Source organism: Chromatiales bacterium, assembly GCA_024234935.1.
Classification (GTDB): domain Bacteria; phylum Pseudomonadota; class Gammaproteobacteria; order Steroidobacterales.
The window spans coordinates 525673-544862 of sequence record JACKNI010000001.1 but is presented as its reverse complement, the minus strand read 5'-3'; the positions used below and the strand labels follow the sequence as shown (position 1 = coordinate 544862).

Annotated in this window: 16 protein-coding genes; 8 read left to right on the top strand and 8 right to left on the bottom strand. The window is 61.9% G+C overall.

Annotated elements, in window-relative coordinates; all coding sequences use genetic code 11:
- Positions 1–32: 32 nt before the first annotated feature.
- Positions 33–1622 (bottom strand): 2-isopropylmalate synthase, encoded by a 1590-nt coding sequence (locus H6979_02560; protein ID MCP5138726.1) that lies wholly within the window; start codon positions 1620–1622, stop codon positions 33–35.
- Between the two features lie 370 nt (positions 1623–1992).
- Between H6979_02560 and H6979_02555 the strand changes: the two genes are divergently transcribed.
- Positions 1993–2313 (top strand): 2Fe-2S iron-sulfur cluster binding domain-containing protein, encoded by a 321-nt coding sequence (locus tag H6979_02555; GenBank protein ID MCP5138725.1) that lies wholly within the window; start codon positions 1993–1995, stop codon positions 2311–2313.
- An 8-nt stretch (positions 2314–2321) separates the two neighbouring features.
- Positions 2322–3179: a fumarylacetoacetate hydrolase family protein gene (locus H6979_02550; GenBank protein ID MCP5138724.1), complete on the top strand. Its 858-nt coding sequence runs from the start codon at positions 2322–2324 to the stop codon at positions 3177–3179.
- Between the two features lie 20 nt (positions 3180–3199).
- Here the strand turns inward: H6979_02550 and H6979_02545 are convergent, their stop codons facing one another.
- Positions 3200–4021 carry a sulfite exporter TauE/SafE family protein gene (locus H6979_02545; protein MCP5138723.1) on the bottom strand — a complete coding sequence of 274 codons (822 nt, stop codon included), beginning with the start codon at positions 4019–4021 and terminating at the stop codon, positions 3200–3202.
- Positions 4022–4162: 141 nt separating this feature from the next.
- Between H6979_02545 and H6979_02540 the strand changes: the two genes are divergently transcribed.
- Positions 4163–4828 carry a class I SAM-dependent methyltransferase gene (locus H6979_02540; protein MCP5138722.1) on the top strand — a complete coding sequence of 222 codons (666 nt, stop codon included), beginning with the start codon at positions 4163–4165 and terminating at the stop codon, positions 4826–4828.
- 4 nt (positions 4829–4832) lie between these two features.
- Here H6979_02540 and H6979_02535 read toward each other — a convergent pair whose 3' ends face one another.
- Positions 4833–5558: a hypothetical protein gene (locus H6979_02535; protein ID MCP5138721.1), complete on the bottom strand. Its 726-nt coding sequence runs from the start codon at positions 5556–5558 to the stop codon at positions 4833–4835.
- Positions 5559–5668: 110 nt separating this feature from the next.
- Complete coding sequence (locus H6979_02530) at positions 5669–6883, bottom strand: CoA transferase (protein MCP5138720.1); 1215 nt, start codon at positions 6881–6883, stop codon at positions 5669–5671.
- A gap of 66 nt (positions 6884–6949) precedes the next feature.
- On the opposite strand from H6979_02530, the gene H6979_02525 reads away from it, so the two are divergent.
- From H6979_02525 to H6979_02515, 3 genes are all read left to right on the top strand, one after another.
- On the top strand, positions 6950–7888 hold the full coding sequence (locus H6979_02525; protein MCP5138719.1) for a hydroxymethylglutaryl-CoA lyase: 939 nt from the start codon (positions 6950–6952) through the stop codon (positions 7886–7888).
- 95 nt (positions 7889–7983) lie between these two features.
- Positions 7984–10041: a hydantoinase/oxoprolinase family protein gene (locus H6979_02520; GenBank protein MCP5138718.1), complete on the top strand. Its 2058-nt coding sequence runs from the start codon at positions 7984–7986 to the stop codon at positions 10039–10041.
- A 45-nt stretch (positions 10042–10086) separates the two neighbouring features.
- Positions 10087–12006 (top strand): hydantoinase B/oxoprolinase family protein, encoded by a 1920-nt coding sequence (locus tag H6979_02515; GenBank protein MCP5138717.1) that lies wholly within the window; start codon positions 10087–10089, stop codon positions 12004–12006.
- Between the two features lie 102 nt (positions 12007–12108).
- Here H6979_02515 and H6979_02510 read toward each other — a convergent pair whose 3' ends face one another.
- Positions 12109–12936 carry a helix-turn-helix domain-containing protein gene (locus H6979_02510; GenBank protein ID MCP5138716.1) on the bottom strand — a complete coding sequence of 276 codons (828 nt, stop codon included), beginning with the start codon at positions 12934–12936 and terminating at the stop codon, positions 12109–12111.
- A 115-nt stretch (positions 12937–13051) separates the two neighbouring features.
- Between H6979_02510 and H6979_02505 the strand changes: the two genes are divergently transcribed.
- Positions 13052–13765 (top strand): SDR family oxidoreductase, encoded by a 714-nt coding sequence (locus H6979_02505; GenBank protein MCP5138715.1) that lies wholly within the window; start codon positions 13052–13054, stop codon positions 13763–13765.
- Between the two features lie 18 nt (positions 13766–13783).
- On the opposite strand, the gene H6979_02500 is transcribed toward H6979_02505, so the two are convergent.
- Positions 13784–15292: an aldehyde dehydrogenase family protein gene (locus H6979_02500; protein MCP5138714.1), complete on the bottom strand. Its 1509-nt coding sequence runs from the start codon at positions 15290–15292 to the stop codon at positions 13784–13786.
- Between the two features lie 122 nt (positions 15293–15414).
- On the opposite strand from H6979_02500, the gene H6979_02495 reads away from it, so the two are divergent.
- The gene (locus H6979_02495; protein MCP5138713.1) at positions 15415–16677 is read left to right on the top strand and encodes an MFS transporter; all 1263 of its coding nucleotides are present in this window, start codon (positions 15415–15417) and stop codon (positions 16675–16677) included.
- Between the two features lie 18 nt (positions 16678–16695).
- Here the strand turns inward: H6979_02495 and H6979_02490 are convergent, their stop codons facing one another.
- Together H6979_02490 and H6979_02485 are read right to left on the bottom strand one after the other, a co-directional pair.
- A complete protein-coding gene (locus H6979_02490) occupies positions 16696–18072 on the bottom strand; it encodes a chloride channel protein (protein MCP5138712.1) in 1377 nt (458 codons plus the stop codon).
- Positions 18073–18086: 14 nt separating this feature from the next.
- Positions 18087–19187, bottom strand: a complete 1101-nt coding sequence (locus tag H6979_02485; GenBank protein ID MCP5138711.1) for an ABC transporter permease — start codon at positions 19185–19187, stop codon at positions 18087–18089.
- Positions 19188–19190: the final 3 nt, after the last annotated feature.

Below are 19190 nucleotides of genomic sequence, written 5' to 3'. Positions count from 1 at the left end.
CTGTTTCCTCGGCCCTGGGCCTTCGCAAGCGTTCAGAGGTGAACTACGTTTTCATTCGTCGGTGATTCCGGGGCAGTGTGCCCCGGTTTCTGCCGGCAGATACGGTTAATTACATCGAGGTAGGCGAGGGCGCCAGCCTCGACGATGTCGGTACTCACACCATGCCCCCGGTGGCACTGTCCGTTCTCGCTGACGGTGACGGTTACTTCGCCCTGGGCATCTTCACCCGTGGTAGCGCTGTGTACCTCGAAATTCTTCAGGTCCAGGCTGATGCCGGTAGCCCGTTCGAGCGCCTTGAAGGCGGCTTCCACCGGCCCGTCGCCGACCGAGGCTTCATCGACGATCCGCCCGTCGGAATGGCGCATGCGTACGGCCGCCGCAGCGATCGCACCGGTACCGGCGGAAATATGCAGTTCGACCATCTCCCAGGGGCCGGCGCCTCCCGTATCGGCAGCCAGCATGCCCGTGTTCATGATGATGGCTTCGATGTCGCCATCGAACATCTCCTTCTTGCGGTCAGCGAGCTTCTTGAATTCGGCAAACGCGACGTTGACCTGCTCGTCGTCGAGGTTGAAGCCGAGCTGCTGCACGCGTTCACGGAAGGCGTGGCGGCCGCTGTGCTTGCCGAGGACCAGATTCGACTTGCTGATGCCGATGTCTTCCGGATTCATGATCTCGTAGGTGGAGGCGTGCTTCAGCATGCCGTCCTGATGAATGCCGGACTCATGGGCGAAGGCATTTTCACCGACGACGGCCTTGTTGCGCGGAATATGCATGCCGGTGATGCTCGAGACCAGACGGCTGGTCGGATAGAGGCGTCGGGTCTCGATGCCGACATCGAGTCCGTAGTGATTGGCCCGCGTGCGCAGCGCCATCACCACTTCCTCCAGCGAGCAGTTGCCGGCTCGTTCACCGATGCCGTTGATCGTGCATTCCACCTGGCGCGCTCCGGCGGAGACGGCGGCCAGGCTGTTGGCGACCGCCATGCCCAGGTCGTCGTGGCAGTGCACGCTGAGCATGATCCGGTCGATACCCTGTACATGGGTACGGAGGTAGCCGAACAGGGAGGCGAACTCCTCGGGCACGGTGTAACCGAGCGTATCCGGGATGTTGACCGTGCTGGCGCCTGCAGCGATGACTGCCGCGACCACATCGGCCAGGTAGGCCGGCTCCGTTCGCGACGCATCTTCAGCCGAAAACTCCACGTCCTCGCAGTATTTTCTCGCCAGCTGCACACCTTCGACTGCACGGCGAATGATCTCTTCCTTCGCCATGTGCAGCTTGTAGGTTCGATGGATCTCGCTGGTAGCGAGAAAAACGTGAATGCGGCTGCGCGGTGCCGGCTTGAGTGCCGCAGCGGCGCGTTCGATGTCGTTCGGATGGCAACGAGCCAGGCTGCAGATCACCGGCCCGCTGATATCGGTGGCGATCGCCTGAACCGCATCGAAGTCGCCCGGAGAGGCGGCCGCGAAACCGGCTTCGATGACATCGACACGCAGGTCACGAAGTGCTGATGCGACCCGCAGCTTTTCCCTCAGGGTCATGCTGCAGCCCGGGGCCTGCTCGCCGTCGCGAAGCGTCGTATCGAAGATGATGACCCGATCCTGGCTCTGCTCACTCATCGCTGCTCTCCCTGCCTCAGGTGAACCGGGTCACCCGGGGGCTGTTGTTTCCGTTCCTTGTTGTTTGAGTGGAATCGCAACTGATAATTCTGCGCCAAGAACAAAAAACCCCGCCACCTTGCGGGTGCGGGGTCTCGGTGATTCGTGGGGAAATCAGCCAGTCAGACGCCCGCGCCCAGGCTTCGCAGCACCAGGGGCAGGGACAGACGGAAAGAAGACGCACTGATCGTAAAGAACCGCATGCCAGAATGTTCTTTTAAGCCCGCAGCCTTGTCAACCTCGGCGCAGCTTGCGGGAGTGATCGTGATGTTGCGTACAATGCCGGGGCCGCTCCACAGGGAGCTCTATCAGCTTGCCGGACAGCTCAGACATGCCCAAGGTAGTATTCCACGACAAGAACGGTCGCCGCGTCGAAGTGCAGGCACCCGCCGGGTACTCGGCGATGGAGGCGGCCGTTGACAACGGCGTAGAAGGAATTGTGGCGGAATGCGGGGGTGCCTGTGCCTGTGCCACGTGTCATGGCTACATCGCCGACAGCTGGCTGCCGCGGCTCAAGCCCATGGAAGAGATGGAAGATGCCATGCTCAGTGCTGCGACGGAACGGCGGGCAAACAGTCGCCTGCTCTGCCAGATCGCGCTTGAGCCGGGGCTCGATGGCCTCGAAATCACCGTAGCCGACAACGGAGACTGATACCTGCCATGCGCCTGGTCACACTGGACAGTCGTGAAGTCGGCGGACGGCCCGCGGTCAGCCTGCCATCCGGAGAGATACTGGATCTGACAGCCGCTGGCGCCACGCTCGGTACCTCACAGTGGCGGCCGCAGTCGGTGGTCAGTGTGCTTGCACAGGGGGAGGAGGGCGCCGCACATGTTGCGCGCCTGGTTGCCGAGATCGAGGCCGCGAGCGGGCCACAGCGCCTGCAGTGGCGTGCCGTAGGGCGCCTGCTGCCGGGGGCCGGTACCGAACTGATGACACCGATACGACGTCCGGGCCTGCTGCTGATGGTTCGGCGTGAAGCGGGTGGCGCTCTGGCGGCCTACGTCAAGAATCCGAATGCGGCCGTTGGTCCGGATGCCCGTATCGTCCTGCCGGCGAACCGGGATGAGCCCCTGGACGGACTGGCCATGCCGGGGCTGGTGCTGGGTCGCCCGCTGTACGCTGCTACCGCTGAACAGGCGGCGCGAGCCATCGCCGCTGTGACACTGGTTGCCGATCTCGGCTTTTCCGCATGGTCACACCTTGACCCGGCGGGGCGGCAGTTCCCGGGTGCCTGCGTGATTGGTCCATGTATTGCGACACTGGATGAGTGGCCCGATCGGGTGGTGCCTGGCGCTGCCCTGACGGTCAATTCACATACCATCGGCAGCCGCATGCCCGATTTGTCGCTGCAGGATGCGGCCGGGATCCTGGCCCACCTGTCTGCAAGTTACGCTTTCCGTCCGGGCGATATCGTGGCCCTTTCGTCGGGTGTCGGTCAGTTCAGGATCGGACGCGGCGATCGCGTCAGCGTGGTACTCGACCGCAGCCTCGAATTGCACTTTTCGGTCTCTGCCTGAGGAAGTGTTCGTCGTGCACTTTAAAGGCCGCTGACGGCCTTGATGGCATCCCACAACATGCGGCTGGCAGTGATGCCGAGAAAGATGCCGAACAGCTGGCGCAGGCGTTGCTGGCTGAGGGTATGCGCGAGGTGCGCACCGAGCGGTACGGTAAGCAGAGTCGTCGGTACGATCAGCAGTAATCCAAGGACGTTGACATAACCCAGGCTGAATGCCGCCAGTCCCGGCATGTTCCATCCACCGATCGCAAAACCGACCGTGGCCGGAATCGATATGACCAGTCCGAATCCTGAGGCGGTGCCGACGGCGCGATGCATCGGGGTGCCAAACAGGCTGAGCGCCGGAACGCTGAATGTGCCGCCACCGATACCCATCATCGCGGAGAGGCCGCCGATCATGACCGGGAAGGCCATACTGGCTGGTCCGCGCGGCAGGCTGGTGCCAAGTCGCCAGCTGGAGCTGCCAAAGCCCATCTGCAATGCCATGATCAGCCCGACGATGCCAAAAATCGAGGTCAGTACGCTGAAGTCAGCCAGCGTCGCCATCCAGGTGCCGAAGACTGAGCCGGCAAAAACGGCCGGCGCCCAGGCCCTGAACAAGGCCGGGTCAAAGCCCCCGCGCTGCGTATGGGCGCGAACCGAGCGGATGCTCGTCGGTATGATCGTCGCCAGCGAGGTGCCGACGGCCAGATGCATGCGTACGCTCGGGTCTATGCCCATATAGCTGAACAGGTGGTAAAGCACGGGCACGACGACGATGCCGCCGCCGACGCCGAGCAGCCCGGCGAGCACGCCGGCGATGAGGCCCGTTGTAGCGAGCAGCGGTACCAGCCAGAGCAGCATGGCGGTGGTGTCGGCAGTGAACAAGAGCGGGCTGGCCTGTGGCGATGGGGCGGTGCATTGTAGCCGAGCCGCCCGGACTGCGAAGTCGCTGCGTCGACTGCGACCAGATTCTGGAAACCCTGACATGGAGTTCAGACCATCATGTCCAATCGCTCATTGAACCTTGATGACCGGCTGTACGCTTACCTGCAGAACGTTTCACTGCGCGAACCGGCGGTCCTCGCTGCCCTGCGTGCCGAGACCGCAGCTTTGCCCATGGCAGGGATGCAGATCTCGCCTGAACAGGGGCAATTCATGGCCTTGCTGCTGAAGCTGATCGGTGCGCGCCGCTGTCTGGAAATCGGTACCTTTACCGGCTACAGCGCGCTGGTCTGTGCGCTGGCCTTGCCAGCCGATGGGCACCTGGTGGCACTGGATATCAGCGAGGAATGGACAGCTATTGCCCGTCGCTACTGGGCAGAAGCCGGTGTTGCAGACCGGATCGAATTGCGGCTGGGCTCCGCCGGTCAGTCGCTGCGCCAGCTCGCCGCAGAAGGCATGAAGAGCAGCTTCGATTTCATCTTTATCGATGCGGACAAGGCAGGCTACGACGATTACCTCGAGCATGGCCATGAACTGCTCCGCGCCGGCGGGCTGATGATGTTTGACAATGTGTTGTGGAGTGGCAGGGTTGCAGACCCGGCCATACACGATGCCGACACGGATGCCCTGCGTGCGCTGAACCAGAAGCTGCACATCGATCCGCGCTTCGATCTCTCGATGCTGCCGGTCGGTGATGGCCTGACACTGGCGAGAAAGCGGGCCTGAATGGTCAGCGTGGAATGATTTCCAGGATCTCGCCAGCGGCGCCGCGGATGCAGCTGATACTGTCCATGCCGGCTTGCGGAGCGCCGAGGAAACTCACGATGGCAATGCCCGGCGGCAGCTCGTACTGCTCAGCCGGCAGTGGCTGTGCCGCGGCCGGCATTTCGTCTGCTTCAATGTAGCAGCGACCGCCGAGCGGCAGCGCCGCAATCCGGAAACGGTGTTCGCGCGAAAGGCCGAATTCCAGCGCCATCGTCTGTACGCGTGATTCGAGTGCTGGTGCGCGTGGTACCGCAAAGCGTGTCGCGTAGAAATCCTGCATGGCATCGAGCGAGGCGCCGCCGGCGATCACGATAAACGTGCGGTCGACTTCGCAGCGCGCAGGTGGCGCTTCAAGGCCAGGCACCGGCTTCTTGAATTCAGTCAGGTAAAGGATCTCACCACCCGGACCACGCACCTGCATCGCACGGATATCAGGGCAGAAGGACAGATCCATCGGCGGGGCGACGATTTCGAAAGGCGAGGAGGCGAGACGTTGGGCGAGCGCATCGACACTGGCAACGATGAGTTCGGCCGCATTCCAGCCATGCCGGCTGAAAGCCCGGTAACCTGGCTCTGCCGGCATCTCTATGAAGCGGAAGACGAAATCGTCGGCGGCCGCCGGTGCCATGCGCAGACAGCGTCGGCCCTCCGCGCCGGGTGTGCGCCAGAGCCGGGCCTGGTCGGCGCTCACCGATTCGTAACTGAGTACGCGATAGCCGAGGTAACTGGCGTAGACAGCTTCCGCTTTGCCCAGATCCGGCGTGCTGATCGTAACGCCGGCAATCGGGCCGATCTGCGCGCTCAGATCACACCCTGTGCATGCAGCGCTGCCAGCTTTGCCGGATCGAAGTCCAGCAGGCTGCGGAGAATCTCGTCGGTATGCTCGCCGAGTTCCGGCGCCGGGAGCCTGATGCCGCCGGGCGTGGATGACAGCTTCGGCGCAACATTTTGCATGCGCAATTCCCCGAACTTCGGGTGCATGGTGGTGACGATGGCCTGGCGTGCCTGGAAGTGCGCGTCCTCCAGCATTTCGGGCGTGCGATAGATCTTGCCCGAGGGAATGCCGAACTTGTCCATCAACTGCTCAAGTACCGGCGCGTCGATGGTGCGCGTCCAGTCGGCAATAAGATCATCGAGTTCGGTTTGCCGCGCGCCGCGCGCCGTATGTGTTGCGTAACGTTCATCCTTGGCGAGTTCCGGTCGGCCCATCGCTTCGGCCAGCCGGCCAAACACCGTGTCCTGGTTGGCAGCGATCAGGATCATGCCGCCGTCCCGGGTTGGGTAGACATTTGAGGGTGCGACATTGGGCAGGATCGCGCCGGTCCGCTCGCGGATATATCCGGTCTTGTCGTATTCGGTGACGAGTGACTCCATCATGTTGAGCACTGCTTCGTAGATCGCGGAATCGACGACCTGTCCCTGTCCTGTCTTCTCGCGATAGTGCAGCGCGCTGAGGGCGCCGATGCAGGCGAAAGTCGCTGCCAGTGAATCGCCGATGCTGATGCCCATACGGCTTGGCGGCGTTGACGGGTCGCCGCAGACGTAGCGCAATCCACCCATGGCCTCGCCGACGGCACCAAAACCGGCGCGGCCGGCATAGGGGCCGGTCTGGCCAAAGCCCGACACGCGGATCATGATCAGTCGCGGATTGATCTTGTGCAGCTCTTCAAAAGACAGGTTCCATCGTTCGAGCGTTCCCGGACGAAAGTTCTCAAGCAGGAAATCTGCTTTCGAGACCAGCTGCCGGACAATGTCCTGGCCTTCCTTGACGCGGAGGTTGACGGTAACCGACTTCTTGTTGCGGCCCACCACTGGCCACCACAAGGACATGCCGTGAGCTTTCTCCCGGCCCCATTCGCGCATCGGATCGCCCTGTCCGGGTGGCTCGATCTTGATCACCTCGGCGCCGAAATCGCCCATCAGCTGCCCGCAGAAAGGCCCTGCCAGCAGCGTGCCCATTTCGATGAGGCGCAGCCCCGCCAGCGGACCTGCACCTGTTTTCTGTTCGCTTGCCATCACCGTAATTCTTGTATCGCTGACTACGGTGTATAGAATAGCGGAATTCACTCGCCCTGTAAGGCCATGAGCCAGCTAGCACAGCACGTATCCATCATCGAAGTCGGACCGCGCGACGGGCTCCAGAGCGAGCCCGAAGTTCTGCCGACGGCCGTCAAGATCGAGTTCATCACTCGTGCGCTCGACGCCGGAATCAGGCGTCTCGAAGTCAGCAGCTTTGTGCATCCAAAGCGCGTGCCGCAAATGGCCGACGCGGAAGATGTCATTCGCGGTCTGCCGGCACGCGAAGGCGTGACTTACATCGGTCTGGTGCTGAACCGCAAGGGTTTTGAGCGTGCGCAAGCAACCGGGATCCATGAAATCGGCATGGCGGTTGTGGCCAGCGATACCTATAACCAGCGCAACCAGGGCGTGCCTACTTCCGAGTCGGTCAAGGCCTGGATCGATATCGCCCGTGCGGCGCGGGCCGCGGGCATTCGCGCCAATGTGATGATCTCCTCGGCCTTCGGCTGTCCGTATGAAGGAGAGATTCCTGTTGCGCGGATTCTGGAACTGGTCGATCAGGTCATGGAAGGCGAGCCGGTCGAGCTGGGGCTTGCCGACAGTATCGGGGTTGCCGTGCCGAACCAGGTCAGCGATCTGCTCGGCGCCGTGATGGCGCGCGCGCCGGGTGTACCGATCCGCTGTCATTTCCACAATACGCGCAATACCGGCATCGCGAATGCGCAGGCTGCACTTGTGGCCGGCGTTGCGTCCCTCGATGCCAGTATCGGCGGGATCGGCGGTTGTCCTTTCGCGCCGGCAGCAACCGGTAATATTCCGACCGACGACCTGCTCTACATGCTGGACCGTTCCGGTATCCATACCGGCGTGTCGCTGGAGAAAATAATTGCGACCAGCCGATGGCTGCAGGAGCAGCTGGGCCGCAGCACACCGGCGATGTTGCCCAAAGCCGGCATGTTCCCGCAGATTGCCGATAAACATCGTGCGGCAGGCGCTGCCTGACCGGAGAAAAGAATCAAGTACACGCTCAAGTGCTGCGACTGTTTGTCGTGGTTCCGAAACCGATCAATGAACACTTACAAATCTGAGAGGGCCGTATGAGTTACCGTTTAGGGGTTGACGTTGGAGGCACGTTCACGGACCTGCTGCTCATCAATGAGCAGAACGGGGATATTTTTACGGCCAAGGTGCCAAGTACGCCCCACGACTCATCGGTCGGTGTACTGAATGGTATCGCCAGGGTCTGCCAGAACGCGGGGATCAATCCCAACCAGATCGATCACTTCATGCACGGTACAACCGTGGCGACCAATACGGTGCTCACGGGTTCAGGTGCAAAGGTTGGCCTGGTAACCAGCAAGGGTTACCGTCAGGTCCTGCAGATCGCGCGGTCTTTTGTGCCGGGCGGTCTTGGCGGCTGGGTGATCTACAACAAGAGCCTGCCCATGGCGCCACTGGCCGTCACCATCGAGGCCGATGAGCGGATCGGTGCGCGCGGTGAGGTGGTCCGGAAACTGGACGAGGCGAAACTGCGCCGCGACCTGAAGGCGCTGAGCAAGAAGGGTATCGAAGCGCTGACGATCTCCCTGATCAATTCCTTTGCGAATCCGGCGCACGAACAGCGTGTCGGCAAGATTGCACGTGAAGTCATGCCGGATATTCCCGTTTCACTGTCCTCCGATATCGTTCCGGAAATGCAGGAATACGAACGAACGATTACCACGGTTGCCAATTCATACGTGCGGCCGAAGGTCGAGACCTATGTTCGCAACCTGCACAAGAACCTGCAGAAGACCATGAGCAAGGTCCAGCTGCACATCCTGCGCTCTGACGGTGGCCTGGCTTCGGCAAAGGCCGCCGAGGCCCTGCCGGTGAACCTGCTGATGAGCGGCCCCGCCGGCGGCGTGTCCGGTGCTGTATGGGTGGCGCAGCAGGCCGGGTTCAAGAACCTGCTTACCTTCGATATGGGTGGTACCTCGACTGACGTCTGTCTGGTCGAGAACGGCAAGGCGCAGCTGCGGCGCGAGACCACGGTCGGCGACGTAACGGTGCGCGCATCGTCCGTCGACGTGCGTACCGTAGGTGCGGGCGGCGGCTCCATTGCCAAGGTGCCCGCCTTGACCAAGGCTCTGCGTGTCGGCCCGGAGAGCGCAGGCGCACTGCCTGGTCCGGCCGCCTACAACCGCGGTGGCACCCTGCCGACGGTGACCGATGCGAACGTCGTGCTCGGCTATCTGCCGAGTGGCGAAGTGCGCCTCGGCGGTGACATGCAGATCCGGCGCGACCTGGCCGAAGCGGCTGTGAAGTCCATTGCCGATGGACTCGGACTCAGCATCAAGAAGGCGGCCGCAGGCATTATCGATATCGTCAACGAGAACATGTACGGCGCATTGCGCCTGGTCTCGGTCGAGAAGGGTTACGACCCGCGCGACTTCGCACTGATGGCGTTTGGCGGCGCCGGGCCGCTGCATGCCAATGCGATCGGCAAGCTCATGAACTCCTGGCCGGTCATCATTCCGCCGGGTCCGGGCGTGCTCTGCGCCTATGGAGACGCTACCACGCGGGTACGCGACGACGCCTCACGCACTTTCATCCGGCGTTTCAGCGAAACCACGGTCAAGGAAGTGGCGAAAATCTTCCAGAGCCTGGCGAAGGATGCGTCCAAGGCGCTGGATAACGAAGGCATTCCCAAGGCCCAGCAGACGGTTAGCTACCAGGTGGATATCCGGTATCACGGACAGGGTCTCCTGCTTACGGTCGATTTCGAGATCGAGGAGTTTGATGCCCGGGGCCTTGATGTCATCGGCGAACGCTTCGACGAGATGCACAAACAGCTGTTTACCTTCGCTCTGCCGCACGACAAGGAGCTCGTCAACCTGCGCGCGGTCGTGCAGGGCATGCCGACCAATGTGCGTGCACAGAAGGTGGCCAAGGGCGGCGAGAGTCCGTCGGCAGCGGTGACCGCAAAGCTCAGGATCTTCGTCGACGGCAAGGACCAGGATGCCACGCTTTATGACCGTTCAAAGCTGCGGTCCGGAAACCTGATCAGCGGGCCGGCCATCGTCCTCGAAATGGACTCGACTACCCTTATTCTCCCGGGACACAGGGGCAAGGTGGATGACTGGGGCAACATCCTCATCACCCCCGCCGCCTGATCAACCTTCAGCCCCAGTCAGCCCAAGAGCGCAGGAGCAAACCAGATGCCAGCCAGAATTGTTGAAACCAAGCCGCGGCCATTCAATCGCGTGGATATCGACCCGATCTCGCTCGATATCATCGAGAACACCATGCTCAATGCGCGGTGGGAAATGGATGCCGTGCTGTTCCGCACGGCAATGTCGCCCGGTATTCGCGAGCAGCACGACGAGTTTCCGATGATCGCCAACGTCGACGGCAAGATGGTCGTCGGCCAGTTCGGCAGCTTCATCTACGGCTTCAAGGCCGCATACGACGGAACCATCGAGGAGGGCGACATGTTCCTCACGACGGATCCCTATACCTGTAATGGTGCCGTCAGCCACTCGAACGACTGGTTGCTGCTGCGTCCCATCTTCAAGGATGGCCGGTTGCTGGCCTACGCGGCGATGTTTGGTCACATGACCGACATCGGCGGCAAGGTGCCTGGCAGCATGCCGACCGATGCGCAGTCGATCTTCGAGGAAGGTATTCGCGTTCCGCCGATGAAGATCTACAAGAAGGATGTCCTGCAGGAGGAGATTCTCAACCTCATCCTGCACAACTGCCGCATGCCGCAGTGGAACCGCAGCGACTTCCATGCCATCGTGGCGGCGATCCGCACGGCTGAAAAGCGCGTGATCGAGATGGCCAACCGCTTCGGTGACGACCTCTTCTATTCAGCCCTTGAGGAACTGCTCGATCGCAACAAGCGCGCCATGGGCCGGCTCATCAAGGAAACGGTGCCGACCAAGCGGCAGTACTTTGAGGACTACCTGTGTGACGACGGCATGGGTATGGGGCCCTACAAGATCAAGTGCGCGATGTGGCGCGAGGGCAACAAGGTTATCTTCGATTTTGAAGGCACCGATCCGCAATCGACCGGTTCCGTGAACTTCCTTCTCAACGAAGAGATGTTCAAGATGTTCTGCGGTGTTTACATGATCATGGTCTTTGACCCGCAGATCATGTTCAACGACGGCTTCTACGACCTCATGGAAGTGCGGATTCCGGAAGGTACGCTGCTCAAGCCACGGGCACCGGCAGCGCTGTCGTGCCGCACGCATGCGCTGGGCCGTATTTTCGACATCCTCGGTGGTCTGCTCGGGCAGGGTAATCCGGACTTCCTGTGCGCAGCCGGCTTTTCCGACAGCCCGCACTTCATGTATTCAGGCTACCGCAAGGACGGCGAGTGGTATCAGCTGTACTCGATCGGTTTCGGCGGTATTCCGGGCAAGCCCTCCGGTGACGGTCCGGACGGCCACTCGCTCTGGCCGAGCTTTACCAATGTTCCCAACGAATTCCTGGAAAGCTATTTCCCGTTGCGGATCGAAGCCTACGAAACCATCACCGACAGCGGTGGTCCGGGGCTGCATCGTGGCGGCAACGCACTGCGCGTCGCCTATCGCTTCCTCGAAGATGGCCAGATTTCGATTCACGATGATCGCTGGCTGACCTACCCGTGGGGCGTGACCGGCGGTCTGCCCGGTGCGCGCAGCCGAAAGACGCTGATCCGCAAGAACGGCAAGAAGGTATTGCTGCCTTCGAAGTGCGATCGCATTCCGGTGCTTGAAGGCGAATTGCTGTACTTCGATACCTGGGGCGGCGGTGGCTGGGGCGATCCCTTCAAGCGGCCGATCGAGCAGGTCGCGTTTGATGTCGAAGCCGGGCTGGTTTCGCGCGAAGGTGCCAAGCGTTATGGTGTGGTGATCAAGGCCGATGGCAGCGCGGATGAGAAGGCGACGCTGGCGCTGCGCGCCAAAATGGCGAAGAAACGCGGCAAGGCCAAGCTCTTTGACTTCGGCGGCACGATTCCCGAGCTCAAGAAAGCCTGCAAGAAGGAAACCGGCATGGATGCACCGAAGCAGCCGGTGTTCCAGGCACGATTCGTGGCCGGGAAGCCACCGGCATCGAAGTCAAAAAAGGCAGGCAAGAAGGTCGCCTGAGGCTGGTCAGGGCGCTGCCTGCAAGATTGCTGGCAAGCGCAGAGAAAGCAAGGGCCGGTACACACCTGGTGGTGTACCGGCCCTGCGCGTTTTCAGGCGATTTCAGTCAGCGCTGCCGGCCGTGCCGGGAGCGTCGGCTGCAATTGCCAGAGCCTGGTGCTCGTTCTGGGTCAGAAAGTCATGGCCTATCCGCTGGGCAACCGCCTTCATCCTGGGAATGAAGCGCTGGATCGCGTCTGATTCAGGCACTGCGGTGCTCGAAAAGCGGATGGTCAGTGCCGCAAGCAAACGGTCTTTCGCGAAAATCGGTACCGAGAAACTCAGTTCATCGGAAATACGGCGTGGACGGCGCCACACTGAATAGCCGCGCTTCCTGGCCTCGGACAGCAGCTCGACGGTCTTCTTGCGGCTGCTGGTCTGCTCGTCGCCGCGCTTCGGTCGCATCAGCAGTTCCAGCAGCGCCTCCTGCTGTTCAGGCGGGCAATGTGCGAGATAACAGAGCCCGGAAGCCGAGGTAAGAATTGCCACCCGGAAGCCGGGGCCGCGCTTCTCGACGGCGAGCGGGCTGCGATGATCGGTCGTCTGGCGTACCAGCATCGTCGAACCGGAGAGGGTGGCGATGGCGATTGGCCAGACCAGTTCGCTGCAGAGTTCGTACATGTAGGGACGTGCGATCTGCGTCACCCAGGCCTCATCGTCAAAGCCGTCCGACAGTCCGCGTACCATGATCGTCAGGCGATAGCGCTCGTCGCTGGCGGCGCGGTAGGCGTAGCCTGCATTGCACAGCGTTTCGAGAATGCGGTAGGTGGTGGTGCGGGGCAGCTCGATCGCCGTTGCGACCTCGGAGACGGTGGCACCATTCCGCTGGTTGAGCACATGGAGTACTTCCAGGCCGCGTAGCAAGGCACGTATGGGGCGGGTTGAAGTCATCGCTTGTTCGACATCCCTGGTCTGACCGGCAGGCGGACAATCTTAGTCACTACCTGCGCGATTGCCAAGTCTGCATGCTGCCAATCGGGAGCTGCGAAGCCGTAGACTTTGCGCTATGTCGGGAACGGTACTCATCACCGGTGCAAACCGGGGTCTTGGTCTGGAGCACAGCCGCCAGTTTGCAGAGCGCGGTTGGCGCGTGCTTGCCTGTGCGCGCAATCCGGAGAAGGCGCGGGACCTTCATACCCTGCAGCAGGCGTTCCCGGCCAGGGTGCAGATCCTGCAGCTCGACGTGACGAGCGAGGGCAGCGTAAAGGAGCTGGTCAGGGAGCTGAACGGTACGCCAGTCGATATTCTGCTGAACAACGCTGGCACCTATGGTCCGCTCGGTGCGCCGGAGGGGATGGTGTATCAGAGTCTGGCCAGCATGGACTATGCGATCTGGCGCGAGATTCTCGAGATCAACCTGCTGGCACCATTTCGTCTCACCGTGGCGCTGGCGCCGAATGTTCGCGCGAGCCGGAGGCGAACGGTGGTGATGATGACCAGCGATCTCGGTTCGATCAGCAGCAACACGCTCGGCGGCTCACATGCGTACCGCACCAGCAAGGCAGGACTGAACATGCTCACAAAGGGTATTGCCAACGAGTGGCGTGACCTGATCGTGATCTCGATGGCGCCGGGCTGGTGTCACACGGATCTGGGCGGTACGAGCGCACCCATCGATCCGGTCGACAGCGTGCGTGCCCAGCAGCTCGTGTTCGACAAGCTGACCGCTGAACACAGCGGTACCTGTCTGGACCGATTCGGCGAGCCTGTAGCCTGGTAGCCGGCGACAGCGCGGCGCTCAATAGATGACCGTCGTCGCCTTGGTTTTCAGGTAGGCGTCCAGACCCTCACGGCCGAACTCGCGGCCCCAGCCGGACTGCCGGTTGCCACCGAAAGGAATCGCCGGATCCACCGCCGCGTGACAGTTGATACTGACCTGGCCGGCATCGATCATCGCCGCCATGCGATGTGCGACCGAGATGTCCCGGGTCCATACGCTGCCCGATAGTCCATAGATGCTCCGATTGGCTTCATCGGCGACTGCCTGCAGACTGGAATCGCTGAATGATTGCACGCACAGTACCGGCCCGAAGATTTCCTCGCGCGCGATAGTCATGTCCATCGTGGTCTTGCTGAACAGGGTTGGCTTCATGAAGAAGCCGCGGCCGGCCAGTGCCTCGCCGCCACAGACCAGTTCAGCGCCGGATTTCCGACCGGCATTCACATAGCTCATCACCCGCTCGCGCTGTTCAGCCGAGATCAGCGGGCCGAGATCGCTGTCCGGGCTCAGCCCCGGACCGATGCGGAACTGCCCCGCCATCTGTGCGACCCGCTCGACGACGGTGTCGAAGATATCGCTGTGCACGAAGAGGCGCGTGCCTGCCATGCAGTTCTGGCCGTTGAGAAAGAAAGCGCCGCGCGTGACACCCGGGATCACCTTTTCCAGGTCGGCATCGGGGAATACCACCATCGGCGACTTGCCGCCCAGTTCCAGCGTGACGCGCTTCAGATTGCCGACCGAAGCGGCGATGATCTTCTTGCCGACCTCGGTGGAGCCGGTAAAGGCGATCTTGTCGACATCCGGGTGCGCAGCGAGCGCAGCACCCGCGGTTTCGCCATAGCCGGTCACGATGTTGATCACACCGTCAGGGAAGCCGACACGTTTTATGAGTTCACCGAGAAAGAGGGCGGACAGCGGGGTCAGTTCAGCCGGTTTCAGTACCACGGTGCAGCCGGCCGCCAGTGCCGGGCCAAGCTTCAGCGTGGCCATGATCAGTGGTGCATTCCAGGGAATGATCGCACCGACCACGCCGATGGGCTCGCGTCGGGTATAGGTCAGCGATTCGCCGTTGCGTACGCCCTGTGGCGATACCGGAATCGTTTCACCGCTGAGTTTGGTGGCCCAGCCTGCGTAGTAGCGCAGGAAGTCGCAACCGAATGAGGCGATCGAGTAGTGGGCAACCATGCGTGGCATGCCGTTGTCGAGCGTCTCGATCTCGCTGGCAAGACCGATGTTGGCCTCGAGCTCGTCGGCCAGCTTCAGGATGAGTCGTGTTCTCTCGTAGGAGGTCAGTTTCGACCATTCGCCGCGCAAGGCCTTGCGTGCCGCGGCGACTGCCCGGTCGACATCTTCCTTGCCACCGGCAGCTGCCACAGCCAGCCGCTGCTCGGTGGATGGGTCGAATATCTCGGTGGTTTCACCGCTCGCTGCCGGAACCCACTGGCCGTCTATCAGCAGCCGGTGGTCGCGGCCCAGAAAGGCCCGGGCTTCGCTGGATGGTGCTATGTTTTGTGCAGCAGCGTTCATCAATACTCTCCAATCGGAATCCGGTCAGCATAATTGCCGGAGACCGGTGGAGGCAAGGCACTGGCTGTTGCCGGATGCGAGAGCGGGGGTGGTGTATCAGACGCAGTATTCTTGGCAGCCAGATGCGCTGGCGGATCGCCGGCCTCTTGTGTGTCATAACCACGATCAACTACCTGGACCGCCAGGCCTTTGCCGTAGCTGCACCCGCACTGGTTGCCGAGTTCGGCATCGACAACACCGGCTTCGGCACAATTACGGCTGCCTTTCTTTTCTGCTATGGCATCGGACACCTGATTGCCGGGCCATTCATCGATCGTGTGGGTACGCGCAGGGCTTTCAAACTGGCTGTCATTGCCTGGAGCATTGCAGGCTTTCTGCATGCGTTCGGCCGCGGTTTTTTCAGTTTTATATTCTGCCGCTCGCTGCTGGGTCTGAGCGAAGCAGCCAACTTCCCCGCAGCGGTAAAGGCCATCGCCGAGTGGTTTCCGCATCGCGACCGTTCGATGGCCGTCGGCATTCTTACTGTCGGGCCGGGTCTGGGCGCGCTGCTGGCACCGCCGCTGCTCGGTGGCCTGATTCTGCTGGCCGGCTGGCGCAGCGCTTTCATCGTTCCGGCGCTTGCCGGCTTCGTCTGGCTATGGATCTGGTTGCGCTTCTACCGGCCGCCTGCAATGCATCCGGATATCAGCGATGCAGAACGCGCATTGATACTGGCTGATCAAGCGCCGCAGACCGGGGTGTCTGAACCTGTCGGTGTCTGGTCTGGAATCGGCCGCCTGTTGCGGTATCGGCAAGTCTGGGGGCTGCTGCTCAGCCGGATCAGCAACGATGGCGCCTTCTATTTCTTCGTCAGCTTTTTGCCCCTCTATCTCGCCCAGGCACAGGGCTTCGATATCCGCCAGATTGCTGCATTCGCCTGGGTGCCGTTTCTGGCCGCCGATGCCGGTGCGCTGGCCGGCGGCTGGTGCGGTCGCTATCTGATGCTGCGCGGCTGGTCGCTGGATGCGGCGCGCAAGAGCCTGATCTGGGGTGGAGCGCTGCTGGTAGTGCTCAGCCTCCCGGCCGCAAAGACCGGATCACCAGCGACTGCTCTGGCATTGATTGCGCTGGCCATGTTTGCGATCCAGGCCAAGGCATCGAACCTCTTTGCCCTGCCTGCAGACCTGTTCCCGTCACTGCAGGTCGGTACGGTCTGGGGATTGTTTGGCGCCGCCGGCAGCTTTGGTGCCGCGCTGTTCAGCTTCGCGGCTGGCTGGGTTTCGCAACACTACGCCTATGCGCCAGTGTTCCTGGCGGTGGTGATTACCCAACTGCTCTCGGCAGCATTCATCAGCTGGCTGATACCGCAGGTGCGGGTGATTGACGTAGGTGGCGAGCGGCAATAATCATCGCCTCGGCCCGAATCAGCCTGGCGTTTGCCCCACCGTCTCCTGCTGACGCCGACTCCGCTCGTGACTCTCGACCAGCAACCCCGCAAGGGCCTTGTAGACCGGTTTGTGACAGACCAGCGCTGAAGTTGCGCGTGCCAGCAGGCAGGCGGCCATGATCGGCAGGGCCATCTGCTGGTTGGCGGTCAACTCCATCGAGATCACTGCGGAGGTCAGCGGCGCCTGGGTGACGCCGGCGAGATAGGCAGCCATCGCCAGCAGCACAACCGCCGATGGATCGGTGCCCGGAAGGAATGGGCTGATATTCGCGCCGAATCCGGCGCCCACTGCAAGCGCTGGCGAAAAGATACCGCCGGGAATGCCGGCCCAATAAGAGGCGATATTGCCGCAGAACTTGAGGATGCCGAAGGCCTCTGCCGTGACCGTGTGGCCTTCGAGAATTGCCTTGGCCTGGGTATAGCCGGTTCCATAGAGGCCGGTGTCGGTCAGTTGACTGAGCAGGACCAGCGCGAGACCGCATGCGGCTGCGAAGACGACCGGCTGGCGCATGCGCAGACGTCCGACGAGTCCGCGCAGGCCACCCTGGTGGGGAAGGATCATGCGTGCGAACACGCCACCGGCTAGACCGCACAGACTGCCGGTGACCAGCACGGCCAGCCAGGCCTTGCCGAGTGGCAGTCCGATATCCAGGCGACCGAAGTAGGCATAGTTGCCGAGTATGCCGAGTGAAACCACGCCGGCGACGATCACGGCAGTCAGCAGGGTCCCGCTCATCCTGTGCTCGAATGCGCTGCTCATTTCCTCGATCGCAAAGACCACACCAGCCAGCGGCGTGTTGAATGCAGCGGCAAGGCCTGCGGCGGCACCGGCGAGTATGAATCGCGCGCTGGCCGCTGAATCAGCGAATCCAAAGCGCCTGCCCAGCGAGTAGAGCAGCCCGGCGCCGATATGCACGGTTGGGCCCTCACGTCCGACTGATGCACCGCCAAGCAGGGCGAGAAGGGTAAGGCCCGCCTTTCCGATCGACATGCGTATCGAGAGCAGGCTGCGGCGAAACGGTTCCTCGTCAACCTGCAGGGCGGCAATGGCTTGCGGAATCCCGGAGCCGCGGGTGGGCTTGAGTACACCCTGGGTCAGCCAGGCCAGCAAGGCGAATACGGTTGGCGTGATCAGGAATGGCCAATGGCTGTTGTGCGCGACGATCCGTGTGAATACGCCGAATACCGCATCCGCAGCCCTGGCAAAGCCGACGGCGGCCAGGCCGACGATGATCGCACCGGACCAGAACAGGATCCGTCGCCGCCATTGGCTCGGCGACAACAGATCCTGTGCCGCTGCTCGCAACGAATCAGCCTGTGCCTCAGGTGCCGGTTCATGCGGGTTGTCACTCATGCCGTAGCGGGGCCTCAATAGAGCCGGCGGCGAAACAGCCGGCCGGCGGCTACCAGCGTCAGGCTGCCGATCAGCAGCATGGGCCAGATCTGCGGCCAGAGTACGCGCAGCGATGCGCCCTCTACAAACACGCCGCGCAGTATCACCATGAAAAACCGCAAGGGGTTGCCGAGTGTCAGCGTCTGCATCCATTCCGGCATGTTCGCGACGGGTGTTGCAAAGCCGGACAACAAGATGGCAGGGACCATGAACAGAAAAGCGCCGAGCAGACCCTGCTGCATGGTGACCGAGAGTGAAGAGATCATCAGGCCAATACCGATCGCGGAACTCAGAAAGGCTGCAAGCCCGATGTACAAGGTCCACAGACTGCCCCGCAGCGGCACGCCAAACCACAGCGTAACGATCAGTATCATGACGGTCGCTTCGACAACGCCTATGGCGAGTCCCGGGAGTGACTTGCCGAGCAGGATGTCGAGTGGTCGCAGCGGCGTGACAAGCAACTGATCGAAGGTGCCCTGTTCGCGCTCCCTGGCGACAGAAAGTGCGGTGACCATCATGGTTACCAGGAGGGTGAGTATGCCGATGATGCCGGGGACGATGAACCAGCGACTCTCGAGATTGGGATTGAACCAGGCGCGTACCACCGGTTGACCCGGCAACGTGTGGTCCGGCTGACGATCCATCGCGAAGCCGTTGATGACTTCCCGGGCATAGTTCAGCACGATCAGCGCCGTATTTGAATTGCGTCCGTCGATGATCAACTGCACCTGGCCAGGCTGGCCGGCAAGGATGTCCCGTTCAAAGCCCGGGTCGAGCCGCACGACCAGCAGCGCTTCACGCCGGTCGACGGTTGGTGCGATATCGTCGGCAGCCGTGATTGGTTTTCTTTCCAGGAAAACGGGCGAGCCACGAAAGTGCTCAACCAGTTCGCGGGAGATCGAGGAGCGGTCAGCGTCATACACTGCGTAAGCGACATGGTTCAGGTCAAAGGTCGCGGCGTAGCCAAAGACCAGCGTTTGTACGATGGGTGGCACGATCACCACGGCGCGACTGCGCGGATCCTTCAGGATGGCGAGAAATTCCTTGGTGGCGAGGGCCAGGATACGGCGGAGCATGTA

Excerpts from the sequence above, each read along its gene's own strand:
- H6979_02500 (MCP5138714.1), bottom strand. The coding sequence starts at position 15,292 with ATGAACGCTGCTGCACAAAACATAGCACCATCCAGCGAAGCCCGGGCC.
- H6979_02505 (MCP5138715.1), top strand. The coding sequence starts at position 13,052 with ATGTCGGGAACGGTACTCATCACCGGTGCAAACCGGGGTCTTGGTCTG.
- H6979_02510 (MCP5138716.1), bottom strand. The coding sequence starts at position 12,936 with ATGACTTCAACCCGCCCCATACGTGCCTTGCTACGCGGCCTGGAAGTA.
- H6979_02560 (MCP5138726.1), bottom strand. The coding sequence starts at position 1,622 with ATGAGTGAGCAGAGCCAGGATCGGGTCATCATCTTCGATACGACGCTT.
- H6979_02555 (MCP5138725.1), top strand. The coding sequence starts at position 1,993 with ATGCCCAAGGTAGTATTCCACGACAAGAACGGTCGCCGCGTCGAAGTG.
- H6979_02525 (MCP5138719.1), top strand. The coding sequence starts at position 6,950 with ATGAGCCAGCTAGCACAGCACGTATCCATCATCGAAGTCGGACCGCGC.
- H6979_02490 (MCP5138712.1), bottom strand. The coding sequence starts at position 18,072 with ATGAGTGACAACCCGCATGAACCGGCACCTGAGGCACAGGCTGATTCG.
- H6979_02515 (MCP5138717.1), top strand. The coding sequence starts at position 10,087 with ATGCCAGCCAGAATTGTTGAAACCAAGCCGCGGCCATTCAATCGCGTG.
- H6979_02540 (MCP5138722.1), top strand. The coding sequence starts at position 4,163 with ATGTCCAATCGCTCATTGAACCTTGATGACCGGCTGTACGCTTACCTG.
- H6979_02520 (MCP5138718.1), top strand. The coding sequence starts at position 7,984 with ATGAGTTACCGTTTAGGGGTTGACGTTGGAGGCACGTTCACGGACCTG.
- H6979_02550 (MCP5138724.1), top strand. The coding sequence starts at position 2,322 with ATGCGCCTGGTCACACTGGACAGTCGTGAAGTCGGCGGACGGCCCGCG.
- H6979_02485 (MCP5138711.1), bottom strand. The coding sequence starts at position 19,187 with ATGCTCCGCCGTATCCTGGCCCTCGCCACCAAGGAATTTCTCGCCATC.
- H6979_02530 (MCP5138720.1), bottom strand. The coding sequence starts at position 6,883 with ATGGCAAGCGAACAGAAAACAGGTGCAGGTCCGCTGGCGGGGCTGCGC.
- H6979_02495 (MCP5138713.1), top strand. The coding sequence starts at position 15,415 with ATGCGCTGGCGGATCGCCGGCCTCTTGTGTGTCATAACCACGATCAAC.
- H6979_02545 (MCP5138723.1), bottom strand. The coding sequence starts at position 4,021 with ATGCTGCTCTGGCTGGTACCGCTGCTCGCTACAACGGGCCTCATCGCC.